Source organism: Fulvitalea axinellae (assembly GCF_036492835.1).
GTDB lineage: Bacteria > Bacteroidota > Bacteroidia > Cytophagales > Cyclobacteriaceae > Fulvitalea > Fulvitalea axinellae.
In genome coordinates this window covers 410,021-430,151 of the sequence record NZ_AP025315.1, presented here as the reverse complement: position 1 = coordinate 430,151, position 20,131 = coordinate 410,021, and the positions used below count along the sequence as shown (strand labels likewise).

The following is a 20,131-nucleotide window of genomic DNA, read 5'->3' as shown; positions in this document are numbered from 1 at the left end:
GAATATTCCCTGTGCTTTGGAAAGGGAAACAAGCTACCTAATCCACTGATAATCTTGTGGTTTTTACTTTTTCAGTAAACCCTGTTATAAGGATCTATCTCCAAAAGCGAGAGGAGCCTACCTTTCATGGCTTAATGGTAAAAGGAGCCACCCCGAGACGCCAATAAGCTATATTTTCCTTTATTTCTATGGTTTAGAAAGGCGTTTGTTAATCGACTGGACTGAGGGGAAGGTATCAGATGAAGAGTATAAGCAATTGTGTGGAGAAATCCAGAGACTTCAACGGGTTTATGGCGAAAATAACTCTTTCAAAGGCTATTCTGACAGCCTTTTAGAATACGTGAGTTTAAAGTCACCGGAGATAATAAACATTGAAGTTGATGAAATAATGTATCCTTACTACTCTCCATTGTTCAAATATAGACTATCGAAAACCGTTTCAGAAGGCAAACCAATTCCTGCGGAGCTTGCGTTTACATGGATTAGGAAACATCCCGATCATTCGTTTAGAACTCCCGCATACCGATGCAAAGCGGAATTCAAACGCTTATTTACTATAAGGTATGACAATGCATTTGGAGAGGGCATGATAGTCAAGCCTAATAAAACCAAGTTGCGTTATGAATTCAGACCCGCCAGTCCAAGTTTAAGAGGGATTACCATACCAAGCCCCGACCTTCCAGATCCAAGCATCTTATCTAAACCTGTAAACAAGCTCTTTAACATCGCAGACCAATGTGAAGACGCATTAGATCCATATAGCAGATACTTAGGGCGAAAGGGTAATTCTAAAGATGATATAGAAGGAATCCTATTACTTCCCGAAGAACTCTTCCATAGTGATAATATTTCCGTACTGAATCAATTCCGAACTTGGGCGACTGATGAAATATCGAAGCAGAATGGTGGTGAGGTGAAAATTAAGGACTTATGGGGCCAAACAGGAGTAGATATTCCTCAGAAGCTTAATAAAAAAGAGATAAGCTTTATCCAGCAACTCCTAGACAGGTTGGGTTTCGGGTTTGCTCCGGACCCTAGATTCCACCATGAGAAACCGACCATGGATGGACTGCTAATATTATTTCATGAGAAGCACCTCAAATTCTTTAAGCCGTCTGATTTATTCTATCAGAAAGAACTTAAGATCAGGCTAGGGGCCATGATCGCAAGCGCTGACGAAGATGTCGACGCTCAGGAAATGAGGTTTCTACAAGAATTGGTAGATGAAGATGATAACCTGACATCGACCGAGAAAAGGTCTTTGCACGCATATTTGAAATGGCGTCTAAAAACACCTATCAGCATGACTGGCCTGAAAGCGAAATTATCGCATCTAAGTCAAAAAGATAAATCGGTATTCAGTGAAATATTAATTGAAGTGGCTTTGGCCGACGGAACAATAGACCCTAGTGAAATTAAGCAGATAGAGAAGACATACACTGCTTTGGGCTTGGACAAAACTACCGTCAGCTCTGATATTCATAAGGTTACATCCAGAAATCGTAGTGGTATATCATCTCAAGATGGAGCCAAAGATACAGGTACATTCGAATTGGACCATAAGCTAATCAATCATTACGAAACGGAGACACGAGACGCTCAAAAGCTGTTGTCGGATATCTTCATAGAGGAAGAAGAGGAAACGCCGGAACTACAAGAAGACGTACCTCAGGTATTTGATAGTTTATCCCCGAAAGAAAGGGAGTTATATCAATTCCTCGTGGAAAAAGAAACATGGGATAGGAAAGAGGTCAATCAGTTCTGCAAAAAACTGGGACTAATGCTTGACGGAGGCATTGAATCAATAAATGAATGGAGCTATGAACAGGTCGACGCCCCACTCATCGATGATGAGGGAGAAATCTATGTGGATATGGAAATAGCGAAAGAATTAAAAGAATTAGCATGACAGCAAAAAGAATAAGAGCAAAAGAACGGGACGCAATAATCCAATCATTAAAATCGGGAGTAACACCTAAGGTTGGCATACAACATATACAAGTTGGAAGGAATCAGGAAATCAAAGCCCTATGTCAGGATATCGATCGTATTGTAGATGGGGGAGCTACCTTCAGATTGATTATAGGAGAATACGGTTCGGGCAAAACATTCTTCCTGAGTGTGATCCGATCGATTGCTTTGGAGAAGAAGATGGTCACAATTAATGCGGACTTATCTCCTGATCGTAGAATTAATGCCTCTTCGGGACAGGCCAGGAATCTTTATTCTGAATTAATGCGGAATATTTCGACCCGAAGCAAGCCAGATGGCAATGCCATGACAAGCATTGTGGAGCGTTTCATTACGCTAGCCAGACAGGATTCAGAACAGAATAACACAAGTATTAGCGACGCTATACACGAAAGGTTAAAAGAGCTTTCGGAACTAGTGGGGGGGTATGATTTCGCCAAGGTCATTGAGGCGTATTGGGAAGGTCATGAGGAAGATAACGAGCTAAAGAAAAGCAATGCGATACGTTGGATGCGCGCTGAATATTCGACGAAAACGGACGCCAGAAGAGATTTAGGTGTACGGAATATCATCAATGACAATTCGTTTTACGATTCATTGAAGTTAATGAGCCTGTTCATCAAACAAGCGGGTTACACCGGCTTATTGGTAAACCTTGACGAGCTTGTCAACCTTTACAAGCTTAACAGCACTCAAGCCAGAACGACCAATTACGAGCAGATCCTGAGAATTCTTAATGACTGTCTACAAGGAACAGCGGAACACATTGGATTTTTACTGGGGGGAACGCCTGAATTTTTGTTAGACGCAAGAAGGGGGCTATATAGCTATGAAGCCTTGCGGACACGTTTGGCAGAGAATGGATTCGCACAAAAAGCTGGAGTCATCGACTATTCTTCACCGGCTCTTCATCTAGCCAATCTGACACCCGAGGAATTATATATTCTATTAAGAAACCTACTTCACGTTTTCGCTAGCGGAGATGCTCGAAATTACCTCTTACCTGATGAAGCCTTAAGGGCGTTCTTACATCACTGCAGTCAGACTATCGGAGACGCTTATTTCAGAACACCTAGAAACACGATTAAAGAATTCATTGATTTACTGTCCGTTCTAGAACAGAACCCAACAACCGATTGGAAGACATTGATTAATGACATAGATCTGAAAGAGGAGATGCCAAGCGGTATGGTCACTGATGATATCAGTGAAAGAGAAGAGAAAGACAATGATGGGTTAGCCGGCTTCAAAATATGAGTATAGGCTTTAATCAATTAGACCATCGAGTTCAGAGATGGGTGCACAGGCAGAAGTGGAAAAACTTAAGGGATATACAAGAGCAAGCAATTGGGCCGATATTAAAAGAAGGTAGCGATGTTGTCATAAGCGCATCGACAGCTTCAGGTAAAACTGAAGCTTTTTTCCTACCAGCATGCACTAAGATAGCAGATCAGGATGAAGGATTCGGCATCCTTTACCTCAGTCCGTTAAAGGCACTAATAAACGACCAATACAGAAGACTGGAAGGTTTGTGCGAGATGCTTGACATGAACGTGGTTCCTTGGCACGGGGACATCTCTCAAGCGAGGAGGAATAAAGCGAAGAAAAATCCTTCAGGCATTATTCTTATGACGCCGGAGTCATTGGAGGCTCGCTTGATTAAGGATATGGGGTGGGTTAGAAGGGCCTTTTCATTTCTGAGATATATTGTCATAGATGAGTTTCACGCTTTTGTAGGAACTGAGAGAGGGCAACAGCTTACATCACTTATGAATAGGCTTGATGCGTTGGCTCAAGATCGAGATCTTCCTATACCAAGGGTCGCTTTAAGCGCTACTTTAGGCAACATTAATGATACCCCCGCTCTACTAAGGCAAAATTATAATATGCCTTGCGAGATTATACAAGGGAAAGGAGAGTCCGAACTTCAACTTGTCGTAAAAGGGTATTACGACCTTCCGGGAGCGCAGCGATTAAACGAAAATGCATTGCAGGACCTCTACGCCATATGTAGGGGAGGTTCGCATCTGGTTTTTGCCAACAGCAGAGGAAACACTGAAGATATTGCCGCTAGGGCCTCCGATTTATGCGAAAATAATTTTGTCCCAAATGAGTTTTTTCCACACCACGGTTCATTATCACGAGAGCTGAGGGAGTTCTTGGAAAAGAGGCTTCAGAAAGAAGACTTGCCTACTACAGCCGTATGTACGATGACACTAGAACTGGGTATTGACATTGGTAAAGTCGATTCGGTCATTCAAGTAACACCACCCCATTCTGTCGCCAGTCTACGGCAAAGGATGGGGCGATCTGGTAGAAGAGGGACACCTTCAGTACTTCGAATGCTTATTCCGGAAGACAAAATATCCCATATTTCCAGTCCCGGGGATAAACTAAGGTTGAGGTTATTACAATCTATAGCCATCATAAGATTATATATCGTCGAAAAATGGTATGAGCCTGCCGAATCAAGCCACTTTCATTTTTCGACACTTGTACATCAAATCTTAGCATTGATAGCGCAGTGGGGAGGAGCGAGAGCGGCTCAAATTTTTGACCAATTGTGTGATAAGGGAAGCTTTGGAAACGTCACCATTCCGGATTTCAAAAAGATATTAACCCATATGGGGAAAAAAGAACTAATCCAGCAAATGCATAATGGTGAATTAGTTCTAGGAATAGAAGGAGAACGTTTGGTCAATAATTATAACTTTTATACGGTCTTTAATACCCCTGAAGAATATCGAGTCGTCAATAATGAGAAAACGATAGGGTCACTGCCTACCGAATCGCTTGTTACAAAGGGGCAGCATATTATTTTTGCCGGAAGACGGTGGAAAGTAAATGATGTAGATGAGGAGAAGAAAACGGTTTATGTTAATCTTTCTAAAGGAGGTGTGCCCCCTAAGTTTATCGGAGACCCAATTCCACTACACCAGAAGATCAGGGACGAGATGTATAAAATCTTCAACACGGGAGATTATAGAATCGACATAGGCGGATCGAAGGTGGATTTTCTGGATTCAAGCGCTCGGAATCTTTTCAAAGAAGGTCTTGAATACTTTAATAAGCATGACCTTTCCCGTAATAAGATCATCAACGAAAACGGCTATGTATACCTCGTTTTATGGGCAAGTGACAAGATTGTCAAAACACTGCAAATGATCTTTGGATCCAAAGGATATGAAGTTTCTTCTTTTCATGGAATCATCGAAATAAAAAATGTTGATCGACATAAGATTGAGAATCTGTTGAAAAATCCATCAATTCTAATGGGTGAATGGACGAATGCAAAGTTATCGTCAATAATAGGAGTTCGTCATATTGAAAAATACGATGAATATGTCCCTGATGATTTATTAATAAACAGCTATGGTAATCGATATTTTGATGTGAAGGCTACAAAACATTTTTTGGAGCAACTCTACGTGTAGTATTCATGCATAAAGAAAAGACCAATCCAAAAGACTCCCGAAACATTTAGTAAAAAGCACTTACCGGATCGGATCATCTACTAAAATGCAATAAGCTGTCATAAAGCCATTGACAATACTGACTATAGCATCTTTTAGCGTTTTGGAGGTGGCGTAGTCTTTTAATTCGAGCCACTCGTATTTGATCTTGTTCCACAATATTTCAACCAGATTCAATTGGGGTGAATACGGTGGCAGAAAGAACAGGTAAAGCCCCCTTTCTCTCCACCGCTCTTTTTGTTCTGATTTATGCCAAGGGGCGTTATCTAGAACTAGGACAGTGAGCTTTTCCAGACGTTCGCAGAAATCGTCTACGCACTCGAAAACAAACCCGCTATCGATAGTCTCTTAAAAAAATAGACATTTAGTCTTCCTTTCTTGCTCATCAACCCAAATGCGTTGATCATCTTCGAGCAGGAACTCTTCGTAATAATCCGTTCCTCGACCAGTCGCCATTCTCGTTCTTTTCCAAACAGCTCTACCTTTAAAAAAACGGATAACGGTTCTCAGGCTAAGGGAAAGTACTTCTCGTTCTCTTGATGAGTCTCCTTGTTGTCCTTAGGGTGGTTGACGTAAGTTGAATGCTTTCATTGCTTTTGGGTTACATTGCTCGCTTCGTTTATCATTTATTTTTTCAATACAATTTCAGCTTTCTTTATTTTAACAGATGAGTTTTTCGAAGAAACTAATTTTCCTTTGAAAGTATAGTTTCCATCTTTTTCGATAGACATTTTTCTGTGTCTTCCTAAAAAACTCCAATCTGTGGCTCCTGAGACCGTAGTTCTAAGCTCTCCAATAGTCATTTTCTTATCTGATGGATCAATTTCAAACCCATCTAGCTTTTCACCGTCCCTCAAAACCTCAATTATGAATTTTAAGTCTAAATTTCCCCTAAAAGCCAAATCCATTTCAGACCAAATCGCAATCACATCACCCTTCTTAAGGTTTAATGATGTTTCTTGAATATACTTATTCGTGTTATCAGTACTGATTTTGTTTATAGGCAGTCTTCCGACTTCTTCACCTGTAAATGCGCTACAAGCTGAAAAAATTATTGACGCAAAAAGTACCGAGATAGCTGTTAGTTTTCTCATTTCAATTTTAGTTTAAACTGCCGATAATAGACGTCCATTTTACTACTAATATACCCCAAAGCAACCAGTAATTATACTTATAAATAACAGACGTAATCAATAGGCTCCTTTAAATTACAATAGACGGTTTTAGAGCAATTGTACCAGGGTTCGCAGGTCATTGAATTTAATAGCACCTATAAAATCGAATATCCTATATTTTTAAATTACGCTTGCCAAATATGGAAGACATAGCTTCTGTTGAACAGTCTAGCATTTTGTTTGATCTATATCCCTCGTAAGTGCATACGTCATCATTTACTCATACTACATTAGAGCTCAAAAGAACTTCAGGACAAGGAAACAAAAACCTTCATTGTCCTTCTTAGCATGTTTTGTTATCAAAAAAAGGGGATAAAGCAAGAGAAGTCTCCGTACGGCGACCATGGAGAAGCATCTAAATCCCCTCCGAAGCTTTCTTTGGCTCCTATTCAATGCAAAACAGGCTTTGAGATTGAATTTTTTAATATAAGAGTAGGCCAATCCATCGATCAGAAGGCATACGATCATCTTTGTTTTGAAGACGGCAAAAAAAACATCTTACCAAAAGGAGACAAATTATTCAAGGCGCCCCTATTTGATCTTGAGGCCGAGGAAGGCTCCTATTCCTCAGACTCTGCCTTAGAGATCGTCAGTATTCCTTTTGAGGAAGACGATGAGGGGTTTTATCAGCTTTCAGTGTTTTTTCGCCAGCTAAGGCGTTTCTATCATATTTTAAACACTTCACCTTCCATAATCACTCTAATTGATTTTGAGAGACAAGGGCTTGGCAGAATTGTGAAAGACAGAATCCTGCTTTCGCTACTAATGTTTCATAGAGGAGCACGCATCCGTGCTCAGGCAACCTCAGGCGTACGAATGGGTATGATATCGCCCTTTATCAAAGACTTTGGCATGAGTGAAGACGATGAGAGCTTTGAAATGGCGGAACGTAGGAAAGCCGGGCGCTTAGAGATCGGATCCGATACAGCGCATGGGTATCGAGCGAATTTGATTTTATTAGGAAGAGCCACTTTGATAGCGGAAGAGGCCTTAAGGCAATTCTGGAAATTGAATCCTGACTTGCGTTACCGTGGCCCAAGCCCTCACCTTCAGGGGTTGCTTAATCTTGTTGCCGCATACCTTATCAGAGGAACCCAAGGCGTAGGCGCATATGCGAAGGCCTTCATGACGATACTCGCCCGAACGGACTTCAAAAAAATGTTCGACCTATTACCGAGTACCGAATGGACTTATCTTTCACGAAGAGGGCATGAGAAATGGGATGAATTGATCCATTTAATGTGTTCCCCTTCTGTTTACCAAAAAGAGAGAACAGACTGGTCGATGTATTCCGAGCCTGAGATATTAATGCCCGCTTGCGACGCAAAAGTTATAGACTTAAAAGCGCCTTTCTTTGCGAAGGGAATTTATAGGGACCGAGTTTTCTACAACAAATACCCGACAACAGTTTTGGATAAACTAAGCAGTGGCATGTGGGCCTGCAGTATTCCGGAGATAGACTATTTGACGCAAAAAAACTTCCCGGATAAATCCGCCCGTCCCAGATTGGAATCCATTGGTGGCTTGGGAAGGCAAACGGACTTAAACCTGAGAACTGATGAAGAAATGCCCATCTTCGAAATGAGAAGCCTGCCTGTGGTACATGGTATTGAACCAGTGATTTTACAATTGAGAAAATGGTTTGCCTATATGTATGAACTCAATAGGGGCGAAGATTACAAATATGGGGAACCTCATGAAAAGTTTGGGGTAGAAGCCAAACGCTAACTTTATTCTTGTTTTGGCCGATCGGGCTTTTCGGTCTTCAACCTTTGTCTTTCTTCACCGGCTACTACTTGCATATAAGCTTTTGACAGGGCATCCCGAACGCATTCCATCGCCTCCTCCTGTTCTGATCTGAAGGTAGTCATCTCTCTGCCGAGTCCAGGAACAAAACTGGCTGTTGCGCTTGACTCCACCTCGCCTTCCTCCGGAAAATCGATGTTCGGAAGAAACAGGGCCTCAGGCGCAGAAACTCCGGCCACGGATTCGCTTTCTTCACGTTCTTCGCTTACTATTACTAGATCGTCATCGGTAAAAGGTTTAATGGGCAGATTCCGGTACGGATAAAAAAAGTCTATCCCCAAACGTTCGCAGATGCGCATATAAGTCCGAATAGCCAAGTTCCGTTTTCTTAATTTCTTTTCCGCCAATTGGGCCAAAGCTTCCATACGAAGTCCCAAGAACGTCTTTCTGTCTTTTGAAAGACTTTTCTCGTATCGTTCAAAATGATCCATCCAATCCGTGACGGGCTCCGACAAACCTTGAATCTTTAATACGCCCGCCGTCCTGTCCATTTGCCTAAGGTCTTTTTTGCTTATTTGAACTCCCTTTTCTTCCGAAGCCATTTGTTCGGAGACCCTCTGGTGTAACCTTTTTAAGTCAGCCCACGACTGGCTTTTGAAATCAAAAAACGGAGGCTTTCTATGGTATGCTTCCAATGCGTCACGCACTCTGTCAAGGAAGCGGGAAACGCTGGCCAGCAACCCTTCGTCCATTTCCCATACGTTACTAAACACAGGATCTTGACTCCAGCTGGCCCCCTTTGCGAAGCGTTCGGTCAAACACAAAGACTCATCGACAAAATGGCTTCCATGCTTTTCTATATAATCGATCAAATACGCTTTTACCCTTTCAAATCCCTTCTCCGAATTCACGCTAATACAAATACTATCCGCCCGTTTGGCCAAATCATTCAATGGGGCCACCGATATGGAGTCGATGTCCATATCGCCACAATCTTCTTTTAGGTTATCCAGTAGAGGTACCAAGTCTGTCATTACGGCAACCAGAAATTGGGCGGGGACATTCAGAAAAACTTCGTAACAAAAAGGCACGTCCCTTCCCGCCGACGGCCGGACTTTGGCAGACGTGCCTTCGCCTCCTTGAGCACTTATTCTTAAAAAGAATTTACATAAAGGCAAATAGTCTCGGAGTGAGGATAATTGTCTACGGGAATAATATTTTGTCGGGTACCCCACACCGCTTTGTTTAAGGCCGGCATTCTCTTTCGGCCTAGCCAGAAAAATTTTAACCAACTCTTGAGCTATCCTCAACTGACCCGGCTGATGGCATTCGGGCTTATGCCATTTGCATTGCCCATAATGGTTAAACAGGCTTTTTTGCAAAGGGCCAGAAAACCATTCGAAATCACGTCTATTCATCAAGCTTCCATCCCAACATTCCTCGAACATTCTCATCATTTGTTCAAACGAATTGCCAGTGGCCTGCGTCCATTCCACATAATTTTCGTTTATCCAAAAGTCGTCAAACACTCCGTCGGTATAAGCTTGGCACCAGACTTCTTTCGCTCCGTCTTCTCCTTTTTCGATCTTCGAATTATAGTCAAGCAATACCCGTTGCCCGGCTTGGAGGGTAACCTTCGGCAAGGGTATCATGCCTGTTTTACCAGGATAATAACCGTGAATCCTTCTCATCACCGTCCCCGACATCAGCATGGCTTGTATCACCGAGTCGGTAGCGGGTAAAACATAAAGGCCTGATTGCTGTGATGTGACAGCCCCGTTATGCGGATGCGTGGCTCTTCTCTTGTTTTTGGAAACAAACACAGGCTCTGTGTGAAATTGAATTCTTTGGAATGAGATTTCTTTTGTAGCCTTACGCAAGCCTTGGGCCAAGTTAACTTCAAGCGAATGGGCAGAACAGGAGTAGCCACCCTGTATAGATGCGGAAATTGAAGGTAAGGAAATCAAAACAAGCTCTGAAAACAAAAAGCCCGCCTATGCGCAAAGCGGTATCAGGCATGAAGTCACTCTTTTCTAGCTTATCCCTCCATAATCTTGCGGATATCCTTTATAAAATCATCAAGGGAATAGAATCTCAACAGACAGTCCCGCAGGCGGGCGCGAAACTTTGATTCGACGAACATTAGCTTGGCCAGCCTCCGCGAATTTCTCTGGGCGGATTCCACCCTTTTCTTTTGTCTGGATATATAAAGGTGTAGGCCGTATTCGATATGTTCTTTGTCGGTCCGGGAGAGTTCATCCACCAGCGCCACGGCCGAATCCATGGCCATTGAGGCCCCTACGCCCGCGGTGGGCAAAAACCCGCAGGCCGCATCGCCCAATAATATCACTTGGCCTTTGCGCCAGTTTTTGGTTTGGCAATCATGGAATTCCCAGTAAAAAGGATCGCCAGTTTTAGTTTCTATAAACTGATCGAGAGCCTTATGCGCCCATTCGCATGAGGGGGATATTCTCTGTTTCAGCTTTTGCGCAATTGCCTTATGGCCTTTGCTTTGGTTAATAGAATGCGGGCCTCCCAAAAATATCCCCGCCTTATCCTTTACCGGATATATCCCCACAAACGATCCCGCATCCCAACACTCTTTGTACCGGTCGGCACTCGGTTCGTCGATCCACTCCACCCATCCGCCCCAGTTCGTGTCGTAAAAAGAGTATTCGTTTTTTGACCATAAAAGTGATCGGGTAGAGGAGTGTATACCGTCCGCGACTATCACTAAATCGAAAATCGCCGAGCTATTATCAGAAAATGAGGCATTTACTTTTTTATCTTCCTGTTTTATACTCTTAATCGTAATGCCGAAACGTATCCGGTTTTCCGTTTTGCTCTTAAGCAACTCTATTAGCTCCTGTCTTTTCACCCCTCTTAAAGGGCCGAATTTTTTGCTTAAATCCCCAAGCGGGTAGGTTCGGTGTCGTTTTCCTCTGGCCGTATAGATATCATAATAGTTCATCCCGGCGCTGTGGCTCCGGTATTCGTCATACAGGTCCAGCGCCGTAAGCACACGCCCTCCCAAGGGGAACAAGCCTAGCATATATCCGCTAGTGTTGAATTTATCCTCTTGTTCTTTTTCAATTATTACGGGACTTACGCCGTGTTTTTTTAATAAGCCGGCGCAGGTAAGTCCAGCGATTCCCGCCCCTACAATCAATATATCAAGCTTTTGCATTTACTATACGCAATGGTCATGTATATGATAAATGCCCTTTCGGTATTTATGTTCAGTGTTAACCGGATAGTCTTTCTTAAATGATCACACATAAAGACATGTACTATGATATAACTTTTTGGCACTGAAAACATAAGCGATTAACTTTAAGCAGATTCCGATGTTACCTTCCTTCATACGAAATCATTCTTGTTAACCACTATTAGGTTCGGGATCTGTTTACAACAGATCTATAGCAACTTACATACTCGCTGAATCTCTTCTCTCATATTCGACTCTGAGTCTTTTTCAAATGAATAGCCTGTTGCCACTACTTCCAGACAAGTATCATGGAAGAAGAAAATGAAATGCTCGTAGTCCTTAAAATATTCGTCCTTATGGGCCGGATGAACAGAATTCATTTTCATCAACTCTTTTATCCATTCCGATCCGATTACCTTTTGAATCGAATAAGGTTCAAGTCCGAATTTATATAACGGGTGCCCATCTATTGTCTCATCATTCGGATTCCCGAATTTGTACTGAGTGAATCCGTCAAATTTTACAGTTACGATTCCGTTATTCTTTTTATTCCGAACCTTCACCGACTTTCCGTCCCAATTCGGATCGACATCTCTGATGTAAAAGATCAGATAAAGGCTGTATTCATTTGACAGAATGGTGGGCATTGGCGCCCCAATATCAATTTTAAAGTTTTCTTCTATCTGTTCTATTCTCATTTTATTTCTTTATGCATACAGTAAGTCTATAAAGTGTTATCCGACTCACTAACATTGTTAAGTACCCAAAGTCGTTGTGCGCAACAACCCTCGGCAATACTATCTTTGTATCAGTGCTTTTATGTTACTTGATTTATCTCGAATCTGAACTTATATCGAATCCAGACAGTCCGCTCGGTTTTTTTCATGGCGGGATTGTCCTCTTCCGCCGCTCCCGCTACAAGTGCACTTCCAAACCTGGATTCATCACCGAACCAATCCTCATCTCCGTATGATCCTGAATTTCTTTTTGATTTGGATAATTCAGTAACCTGCAAGAGGTTTCCTATTTCAATACTACTCGATACAGCAATTGCGGACGCTTTTTTCATCGCATTTTCAAACGCGTCATTGATAGCCTGCTTTTCCGCTTCTATAGGGTTTTCGTATTTAGGCTGTTTCATTTCATACGTCATATTAAACCTTTGCTCTTGAAACAGCAATGTGGCCCTTTCAATTGACTTGCTTAAAAGATTCTCGTCCCCGGTTTCAAGAATCAATTTATAGTAAGCGCATTTCCCTGTCTTTTTCCTTCCGTACCAAGGCTTCCAAAGCTCATGCCCTCCATCAATTATATTATCGGTAGCTAGTCCCGCACGCTTAAGTTCTATAACGGTTTTATCTTTTAAGGAAAAAACATCTTTCAAAGCCTTTTCCTCATCAGAGGCCCTAACTTCTATTCTTAATTCCAAGATATACTTTTCTATTCTCTCTTGATACTCTCCCTCTCCAGTTACTTCTATAAATTCATTTTTCATTTACTCTACTATATTTTCGGGCAAATGCCTTAGCTGCAAAAATTTATATTTATCTGTCATAAATATACTTATAGCATCGTTTGAAAAAAACTTCATAACACAAACAGTCATTGATACACTTCAGTAAAGGGTTCATCACTCATTACATTCACTTTGTATTTCTATAGTTATGTGGTTATCTCTTTCGCTTATAATGTCTCCGGAAGATCTTATTAAAACGCAACAAGGTCTGTATAACCAGCCCAAAGGACTATTTTCAAAGTAAGCGACAAGGAACAGAGAATAATTATCCCGAGAAACGAATGTGTAATTGATACGGAAAAAAGGGAATAATGAAAAAAACAAGACGTCCTTACGCAGAAAGCCACTGTACAGGCACCGTAAGGGCATAGTTATTCCGAACATCGGCAGTGATAAGCCGATAAATATGACTGTCCTCGTTTTGCTGAAAGGTGTTTTTGCCCTTTCCCCCCTTTTTTTCAGTAAGGTCAAAGTCGAGTTTAAGAACATTAAATCTTTTGAATTGATTAGTCTTTCGTTTAAAAAAGTTAACCTTATAGGGACGGTAACGATAAGCCTCCGCCAAGCGGGCAAAACGATAGGGAAACGAGTCTTGGTCATACCAATGGATATGACAGTGGGAGAGGTGGGCGTATTTCAAATTCAGTTTACGTAAACGGGAATTAAAAAGCACACCACCGCCAAAAAGCATCCGGGCTTTAACAGCTTGGCCTTGTCGTAAATCCCGGGCACGTTGGGCACTCCAAAGATCATAGGTCTTACGGCCACCATTGCGCTCAATCTCTCGCCCTACGGTAGACCGATGTACTCCTATAGCCTTCGCTATAGTAGCATCGGTCTTTCCCGCTTGTATACCGAGGAAAATTTGGGCTCTATGATAGATATTGAGCTGTGGCATAGCTACAATAAAGGAAAGCTTGCGCTGATGAACAAAGAGTAGGGGACAAACTTAGTGCAAGTTTGTACTAAATAATCTACTGATTTATAATTGGTTATTGTTATTGTTTCTCATTTGATCTATATATAGAAACGGGTTACGCTTACAAACCGCATAACCCGTTTTTGATGATTAAATAAGCCCTCCTTCTCTACGCTTTTATTTAGTACGAGACTCTAATCTTTCCTTAAACAACCCATTGAGATGATTATCAAACCTCAAAAAATCATTCTCGACCTCCGGGTTCTTGATAACATCATAGCACACAAAAGTCGGTAAGGCTTCTGCGGCGAAGAATCGCATACACATATGCAAAGGGAAGAATAGATCATCAACCGATTTGCCTTGAAATAGATATTCTTCCGGATCGTTAAACGCCTCTTCCGGCGCATTGAACGTAATCGAAAGCATATACTTCGTGTCTTTCAATTGGCCCCCGGAACCGTAATTCTTTTTCGGCTCTTTGCTTGTCCTTCCGTCATTATCGCAGAGCTTACCCATGGTTCCGGTCGAATACACTTCGTCCATGTATTTTTTGAAAGCCCAAGGCACACCCATCCAATAAGCGGGCGTTTGAATCATGATCACATCGGCCCAAACGTGTTTTTCCACCTCGCTCTCAATGTCAATCTCATCTTCCATAGTCGTGATCTTGACATTGTCGCCCCGGCTTTCGAAAAACGTTCTCGATTTTTCTACCAAGCTTGCGTTTAGTCTTCCTTCTGCGAAAGGGTACTTTTGGTGTGCGTTGATTATCAGTATATTTTTCATCTTAATGCTCCTATTATCTGTTTACAACGTATAAACTTATCGGAGCATTAATGAAGGCATCGATTCTGTCCGTACCCTAAGCCCCGAAATATTTATTCATTTTCGATGACACAAAAGTAGGGCAGGGGCAGGCCCGGTAACGGATACTTTTTACTGGATAACGGATACTATTTACTGACAATCGATTTTTTGTACTGGGAAGGTGAGTAGCCTAGCTCTCTTTTAAAAAATCTAGCGAAGTAGTTGGGATATTCGAAACCCAATATATAAGCGATTTCGGAGATTGAGTGTTTCCGGACATCAAGCAAACGTTTGGCTTGCTTCAGTATATACTTATTGATATGCTCTTTAGCCGTCTTCTTGGTATTTACCTTTACAATATCACTCAGATAATTTGTGGACACGTTCAGCTTTTCGGCAAAATAACCTACGTTGGGATATTCCTTTACCTCAGCGTTTTCGGCGTAATACTGATTCAATTCCGTGATAAACGCTTGGCTTAAATGGTGATAGTTATCGTTTTTCGAACCGAATTGTCTCAAATAAAAACGCTGGATATAGCTGAAAATAAGATTTATATAAGCCATAAGAACATCCAACGAATCGTTTTGGGCATCATATTCCTTTAAGGTATCATCAAACAAAGTAATCAGACGCTTTTCTTCCTGTTTGGTAAGAAACAGTGCTTCGTGCATTCCGTAATGAAGGAAGTTAAAAGACAAATGCTGATTGTTCTCCAATAGTTCCGGCGAAATATGGATATAATACCCGGACGTGGGCTTGTCTAATTTCCATTCCAGTTCGGTCCCGGGAGCCGAGAAAAATATCTGCCATTCACCAATATCCTCTTCCGCTATATTATTGATGTCCGGCTTCTCGAAATCATACTTTAATGATATTCTATAGATTCTAGGATGTATTGGTGGAGACGCAGGTCTTTGCCGCTCGATATCGTCGTATTTTCCCACACTGATATCCTTAAGAATAGGAGCTGGCATCCCAAAATATTTGTTGAAATCGTCTATGGTTTCTACCTCTCTCATATATCAAAATTCTATGTACATGACAAAATAGCCCTGATTACTTCAATATTCCACTTCAATCTTATTCATAAGCATTGTGATTGCCTATCTGAACAGATTTTGGAGAATACAGAGTTTTCAGGGCATTAACTGGAAACGGATATTTTGCTTTCAGCAGAACGATAGACAGTCTTAATTAATCGCTAACCACATTCAGGGTTACTATTCTTCGATTTCCTCCGCCTCGTCAATCTCCGAAAGAATAGAGGTCAATTCCTCTTTCAAATAATCTGAAATATCGGGCCTATTCAACGTATATTGAATATAAACTTTTACCATCGGGTGATCCATTCCGTGTTCCCCCAAAGACCATGCGCTTGCCATCCCGAAAGCAAATTGTATTTGTTCCTCTTCGCCAAGGCTCTTTATACTTTCTAAATCTTTGCCTTTCTTATAATTCAATACCGAAATAATTTTCTCAATATTCTCGTATTTACCGTTTGCGAAAAACAGACTCCACAGCATATCCAAGCCCCGGGGATGGCCTATTTGCTCCACGTATAGAGGGTTATAAACTCCTTCGTCCCTTATTTCATGCAATACCTCCAACTCCTCTTTCCAAAACCCTTCCAAGTCAACGTCTTCGTATTTGGACCTAGCCATCAGCATGATCAAAGCGTTTCGTTCCATTCTCGAAATCTCCCCTTTAAGCAACAATTGATTGACATCGTCCACCAAAAAAAGAGCGTTATTAAACGCCTCTACATAAAACAGTATATTGGCGTCGTTATTAATCCCTATTTCTTCCATGGACTTGAAATAAGAGGATATTAATTCGGTCGGCTTGGGATCTAAATAATAATTTTGTCTCCACTCTTCCAACGTTCCGTCCAATTCGTTAAACTGGCTAGGGCTTTTTTTGCTGAACGTGATCTTGCGTTTTATTATTTCCTCCTCCTCATCGGTATTTTCGTCATTTCTGCGAACCACGATATAGTACTCTCCCTCATTATGTTCAGGGCCAAAACTAAACTTAGGAAGTTCCGGCATCAGAATCATCCCTATTTCTCCTTCCAAATCATCGGCTTGCAATTGCCTTTTGAACACTTGCGGTATCACGACATTTCCGTTAGCGTCTTCGATTTGACAACTTATTTTTATATTGATCTTTTTATCTACAATTTCATATCGACCCAATATTATAATCACCTGGAATTCCTGATTCGGGTATAACTCCCATACAGTAGAAAAATAGGGTCCTGTGATACCTTTAGTCATTTCCCATTTATCATTGAGAAAAGTATCTAAAGTGGGTAAAACGAGTGTGGTCATCTCTTGATCTTCCATAGTCTCTTGTTTCATGAACTGTCGTATGCCGGGTGATTCAGCAAAAACTTGTGTGATTAACCAGGCAACTTTGTTTCAAGTTCTAAGTGTTTTGCCCACAAATCCACCCCAATTAATATTCGAGTGCATCTGATATGAAACCGCCGGAATGAAAGATACATATGCGTCCAATGTGCCTAGTAATAAAAGGTTGAACAGCCCCTTATTTTACAAGACATCTTTCTGAATCCAGTTATTTAATTCTCGTTTTATATTTTCTCCGGAAGAAGGTCTTGAAGCATTTTTGTTTACCAACTTCCCATTTTTATCAATGATTAACTGAACTTTCGCTCTCCCTGCATTTGGGAGAGCGATTCTTAATGAATATATTTCAGGCCGACCGCAAGGCGTCAAGTTCTTCCATGGCAGCCTTTATCATCTTCAAATACAATTTTGATTTTATCGCAAAGTGATTCAGCTTCTCCTTAACCTTCAGTTTTTCCAGTTTTATGTAGGCGATCATGGAAGCGAAGATGTGGTTCAATTGGGTAATCTCCATCTTTGTGGGAGACTTGCCTAACATCGTGTTTTGCTTGAGCGACTTATGGAACTCCTCGACTTTCCACCGTTTTTGGTAGATCGCTACGATATCCTCGAAAGCCATGTTCTCCCCGTTGGTAACCAGCCATTGTTCCGCGGTCGACCGGTCCCTGTTTGTAAAGACTTGTTTGGCGAGCGTGACAGGAAAATCAACTCCCTTGACCCACACCCGCTTCACTTGACCGCTTTCAATAGGCGCATCCGAAACGTGAATGAATTTGCCCTCGTTTTTGTCCTTTTCGCTCATTGCTATATTCCTGTTGCTCTTCAGCGGGCAAACGAAAACCTTCTTGAGCTTGTAATGAATATACTTCAGCGTATCGCTGGCGGTGAACCACGTATCGAAAAGAATGTACCTGAAAACCAGTTTGTTCAGAAAGTTTAGACGGTGTAAAACTTCCAGTACCATCTCATTTTTCGTTTTCTCGCTTTTACGCTTTTCCTTCCCGTTCTTGTCTATGTATTTCACCGTCTTGTGGACGATCTCATAAGCGACCGGACAGTTAACCGTTTGTCCTTCCACGGTATTGCTCAGAAGAAAGTTAAGGGAGTTGATCCCTTTGACCGCTTTGCCTACAGTATGGTCGAAATGATAAGCTACGATGTCGTTTTCCGAGGAATGAGGCTTGTGGACAATGCAATCGTCGATACTCAAAACCGCCTCTTCGCCCTCAATACTCCTGGCGAAAGACTTCACCTCTTTCCAAAAAGCCTTTTGGTCCATGTCCGGTTGCTTGAGGAGGTCGCTGAAATAATCATGGGGAATCTGATTGTCCAAAGATGCTGAGAGCCCTGTTGAGGTGGCTTGCCCTCGACTGGCAATAAGATAATCCGTGTATAATTCAAATCCGTCTCTCCTTTTCATTTTTCAAAAATCGGTCACTTATCATATAATTTCCAAAATTGCAATAGGAAAGGCGAGCGAAAGGTCAGTGATTAAATACGTTGGATAACCATCAAATTGTAATTGATCTCTTAGTAACTGTTCTTGGGCCTTATTGAAAAAATAATTATCCCCTTTAATGTTGCTGTTTTTAATCATTTTCAACCATTCGTCCTTGTCTGAGGCCAAACACAGGTTAACAAAGGCAATATCTTTTCCCTTAAAATAATTATGCAATTTAATCGCATGCGGGATTTCCCCTCTACAAGGTCCACACCAAGTAGCCCAAATGTCGACATACACCACTTTTCCTTTATGTTTTTCTTTTAATTCAGTCCAAAAATCCCTTGTTATTTTCTTTTCTCCCTGCCTATCCGAATCAAAAAATGAGATGTCTAAAGCTTTTTGATTTTTATAACCGTATGCTTTATCAGATAAAACCTTTTTTAGTAATCCATTTTCTATATAAGAGTCAATTTTCACAGATACGATTTCGTAATCTTCATATGACTCATTCAACAAACCTGACAATAACTTAAAACTCATTATGTCTCTGCTCAAGCCTTCCTCAACACTACTTATAATTGTCTCCATACATCGTCGATATGCTTCGACGTTGTTATTCGTTTTTAGATGATTAAGCGTAACACTATCTTGCCATATCCCTACATTCAGCGCATAATGTTTTAAATGCAGAGGATAAAGACTGGAGACAATCGCGTCGTCATCATTTATTGGGAAAATCGATTTATCAAACAAATCACCTTCATAACCCTGATTAGCGAATTTGTATTGGAGGAGGTAATTAGCAATGCCGTATTTGATGTCTTTTTTTGCCCAGTCTTCAAACTCCATTGAAGGGTTATATTCTTTGGAAAAGGTTTGAAGGATGGAGTCTTGCAAGTTGATCTGTTCCTTTAATATTTGAAGAAACTCCTTGGTTGACTTTACTTTTGTGTCCGGATTGAATCCATGCTCCCCGCAATACTGTAAGTACTTTTGTATTTCATTAGAGATTTCCGCATCGGGGCTTGTCCCTGTTATTCTAAAATCAGGAATTCTTTCTTTTGACAAAAGGGAGGCGTCAATGTCTAGATGAATGCTGTCGAATGGCCGGAGATACAGTTTTATAATACTTTTTTTTAAAAATCCTTGTACATTCTGGGGATGATATAACTCTATTTTCAGCCTGAAATTCCCTAAAGAGTCAATAATGGCAGTCTTCTCGATGGATTCAATTGTGCTTTCGGCCGCAAACCTGATCATTTGGGCGCCCTCATCCAAATTGCTTACCCTTCCTGTGATTACGACCATCCCTTTTTCCAATTCCAGCCGTTTCTCTTCTTTTGCGCAACTTGCCGTAATGAGCAGGCATAAAACGTATTTCAAAACATTAAATCTTTCCATCATAATGTGAGAGCCTTAGCCTTTTGATTCCTGCTCTAAAAATAAGAAGTCCCCGCCAGTAAACAACTGACAGGGACTTTTCGGATTTTGAATAAT

Annotated in this window: 16 protein-coding genes and 1 pseudogene; 5 read left to right on the top strand and 12 right to left on the bottom strand. The window is 41.4% G+C overall.

All coding sequences use genetic code 11. From position 1 onward, the window contains the following. Positions 1 to 91: 91 nt before the first annotated feature. The 4 genes and pseudogenes from AABK39_RS20565 to AABK39_RS20550 all read left to right on the top strand — a co-directional run. Positions 92 to 508 (top strand): annotated as a pseudogene (locus AABK39_RS20565) (TerB N-terminal domain-containing protein); the annotation flags it as partial. 78 nt (positions 509 to 586) lie between these two features. After that, positions 587 to 1,909: a tellurite resistance TerB family protein gene (locus AABK39_RS20560; RefSeq protein WP_338395067.1), complete on the top strand. Its 1,323-nt coding sequence runs from the start codon at positions 587 to 589 to the stop codon at positions 1,907 to 1,909. Continuing rightward, on the top strand, positions 1,906 to 3,228 hold the full coding sequence (locus AABK39_RS20555; protein WP_338394822.1) for an ATP-binding protein: 1,323 nt from the start codon (positions 1,906 to 1,908) through the stop codon (positions 3,226 to 3,228). The genes AABK39_RS20560 and AABK39_RS20555 overlap by 4 nt, the downstream gene beginning before the upstream one ends. After that, a complete protein-coding gene (locus tag AABK39_RS20550; protein ID WP_338394821.1) occupies positions 3,225 to 5,405 on the top strand; it encodes a DEAD/DEAH box helicase in 2,181 nt (726 codons plus the stop codon). Before AABK39_RS20555 ends, AABK39_RS20550 begins: the two co-directional genes overlap by 4 nt. A gap of 60 nt (positions 5,406 to 5,465) precedes the next feature. Here the strand turns inward: AABK39_RS20550 and AABK39_RS20545 are convergent, their stop codons facing one another. Further along, positions 5,466 to 5,786 carry a transposase gene (locus tag AABK39_RS20545; protein ID WP_338395066.1) on the bottom strand — a complete coding sequence of 107 codons (321 nt, stop codon included), beginning with the start codon at positions 5,784 to 5,786 and terminating at the stop codon, positions 5,466 to 5,468. Positions 5,787 to 6,070: 284 nt separating this feature from the next. After that, positions 6,071 to 6,538: a hypothetical protein gene (locus tag AABK39_RS20540; RefSeq protein ID WP_338394820.1), complete on the bottom strand. Its 468-nt coding sequence runs from the start codon at positions 6,536 to 6,538 to the stop codon at positions 6,071 to 6,073. Between the two features lie 369 nt (positions 6,539 to 6,907). Here AABK39_RS20540 and AABK39_RS20535 point away from each other — a divergent pair, with 369 nt between their 5' ends. Further along, positions 6,908 to 8,347 (top strand): hypothetical protein, encoded by a 1,440-nt coding sequence (locus tag AABK39_RS20535; protein WP_338394819.1) that lies wholly within the window; start codon positions 6,908 to 6,910, stop codon positions 8,345 to 8,347. A 2-nt stretch (positions 8,348 to 8,349) separates the two neighbouring features. Here the strand turns inward: AABK39_RS20535 and AABK39_RS20530 are convergent, their stop codons facing one another. From AABK39_RS20530 to AABK39_RS20485, 10 genes are all read right to left on the bottom strand, one after another. Next, complete coding sequence (locus AABK39_RS20530; RefSeq protein WP_338394818.1) at positions 8,350 to 10,188, bottom strand: hypothetical protein; 1,839 nt, start codon at positions 10,186 to 10,188, stop codon at positions 8,350 to 8,352. 215 nt (positions 10,189 to 10,403) lie between these two features. Beyond that, positions 10,404 to 11,552 carry an FAD-dependent oxidoreductase gene (locus AABK39_RS20525; RefSeq protein WP_338394817.1) on the bottom strand — a complete coding sequence of 383 codons (1,149 nt, stop codon included), beginning with the start codon at positions 11,550 to 11,552 and terminating at the stop codon, positions 10,404 to 10,406. Between the two features lie 230 nt (positions 11,553 to 11,782). Next, positions 11,783 to 12,271, bottom strand: coding sequence for a hypothetical protein (locus AABK39_RS20520; protein ID WP_338394816.1), 489 nt, complete (start codon positions 12,269 to 12,271; stop codon positions 11,783 to 11,785). Between the two features lie 119 nt (positions 12,272 to 12,390). Then, positions 12,391 to 13,068 carry an SIMPL domain-containing protein gene (locus tag AABK39_RS20515; protein WP_338394815.1) on the bottom strand — a complete coding sequence of 226 codons (678 nt, stop codon included), beginning with the start codon at positions 13,066 to 13,068 and terminating at the stop codon, positions 12,391 to 12,393. A gap of 352 nt (positions 13,069 to 13,420) precedes the next feature. Then, positions 13,421 to 13,987, bottom strand: a complete 567-nt coding sequence (locus tag AABK39_RS20510; protein WP_338394814.1) for a helix-turn-helix domain-containing protein — start codon at positions 13,985 to 13,987, stop codon at positions 13,421 to 13,423. 198 nt (positions 13,988 to 14,185) lie between these two features. After that, positions 14,186 to 14,797: an NAD(P)H-dependent oxidoreductase gene (locus AABK39_RS20505; protein WP_338394813.1), complete on the bottom strand. Its 612-nt coding sequence runs from the start codon at positions 14,795 to 14,797 to the stop codon at positions 14,186 to 14,188. 167 nt (positions 14,798 to 14,964) lie between these two features. Beyond that, entirely contained in the window at positions 14,965 to 15,840 is an 876-nt protein-coding gene (locus tag AABK39_RS20500; RefSeq protein WP_338394812.1) for a helix-turn-helix domain-containing protein, read from the bottom strand. A 201-nt stretch (positions 15,841 to 16,041) separates the two neighbouring features. After that, a complete protein-coding gene (locus tag AABK39_RS20495; RefSeq protein WP_338394811.1) occupies positions 16,042 to 17,166 on the bottom strand; it encodes a hypothetical protein in 1,125 nt (374 codons plus the stop codon). A gap of 370 nt (positions 17,167 to 17,536) precedes the next feature. After that, positions 17,537 to 18,610, bottom strand: a complete 1,074-nt coding sequence (locus tag AABK39_RS20490) for an IS701 family transposase (RefSeq protein WP_338392425.1) — start codon at positions 18,608 to 18,610, stop codon at positions 17,537 to 17,539. A 21-nt stretch (positions 18,611 to 18,631) separates the two neighbouring features. Continuing rightward, positions 18,632 to 20,038, bottom strand: a complete 1,407-nt coding sequence (locus AABK39_RS20485; protein ID WP_338394810.1) for a TlpA family protein disulfide reductase — start codon at positions 20,036 to 20,038, stop codon at positions 18,632 to 18,634. Positions 20,039 to 20,131 lie beyond the last annotated feature (93 nt).

Bases quoted from the DNA above. Each gene is read 5' to 3' on its own strand.
- AABK39_RS20550 (WP_338394821.1), top strand. From the start codon at position 3,225: ATGAGTATAGGCTTTAATCAATTAGACCATCGAGTTCAGAGATGGGTG.
- AABK39_RS20555 (WP_338394822.1), top strand. From the start codon at position 1,906: ATGACAGCAAAAAGAATAAGAGCAAAAGAACGGGACGCAATAATCCAA.
- AABK39_RS20535 (WP_338394819.1), top strand. From the start codon at position 6,908: ATGTTTTGTTATCAAAAAAAGGGGATAAAGCAAGAGAAGTCTCCGTAC.
- AABK39_RS20495 (WP_338394811.1), bottom strand. From the start codon at position 17,166: ATGGAAGATCAAGAGATGACCACACTCGTTTTACCCACTTTAGATACT.
- AABK39_RS20490 (WP_338392425.1), bottom strand. From the start codon at position 18,610: ATGAAAAGGAGAGACGGATTTGAATTATACACGGATTATCTTATTGCC.
- AABK39_RS20560 (WP_338395067.1), top strand. From the start codon at position 587: ATGATAGTCAAGCCTAATAAAACCAAGTTGCGTTATGAATTCAGACCC.
- AABK39_RS20500 (WP_338394812.1), bottom strand. From the start codon at position 15,840: ATGAGAGAGGTAGAAACCATAGACGATTTCAACAAATATTTTGGGATG.
- AABK39_RS20510 (WP_338394814.1), bottom strand. From the start codon at position 13,987: ATGCCACAGCTCAATATCTATCATAGAGCCCAAATTTTCCTCGGTATA.
- AABK39_RS20515 (WP_338394815.1), bottom strand. From the start codon at position 13,068: ATGAAAAATGAATTTATAGAAGTAACTGGAGAGGGAGAGTATCAAGAG.
- AABK39_RS20520 (WP_338394816.1), bottom strand. From the start codon at position 12,271: ATGAGAATAGAACAGATAGAAGAAAACTTTAAAATTGATATTGGGGCG.
- AABK39_RS20505 (WP_338394813.1), bottom strand. From the start codon at position 14,797: ATGAAAAATATACTGATAATCAACGCACACCAAAAGTACCCTTTCGCA.
- AABK39_RS20525 (WP_338394817.1), bottom strand. From the start codon at position 11,552: ATGCAAAAGCTTGATATATTGATTGTAGGGGCGGGAATCGCTGGACTT.
- AABK39_RS20485 (WP_338394810.1), bottom strand. From the start codon at position 20,038: ATGATGGAAAGATTTAATGTTTTGAAATACGTTTTATGCCTGCTCATT.
- AABK39_RS20540 (WP_338394820.1), bottom strand. From the start codon at position 6,538: ATGAGAAAACTAACAGCTATCTCGGTACTTTTTGCGTCAATAATTTTT.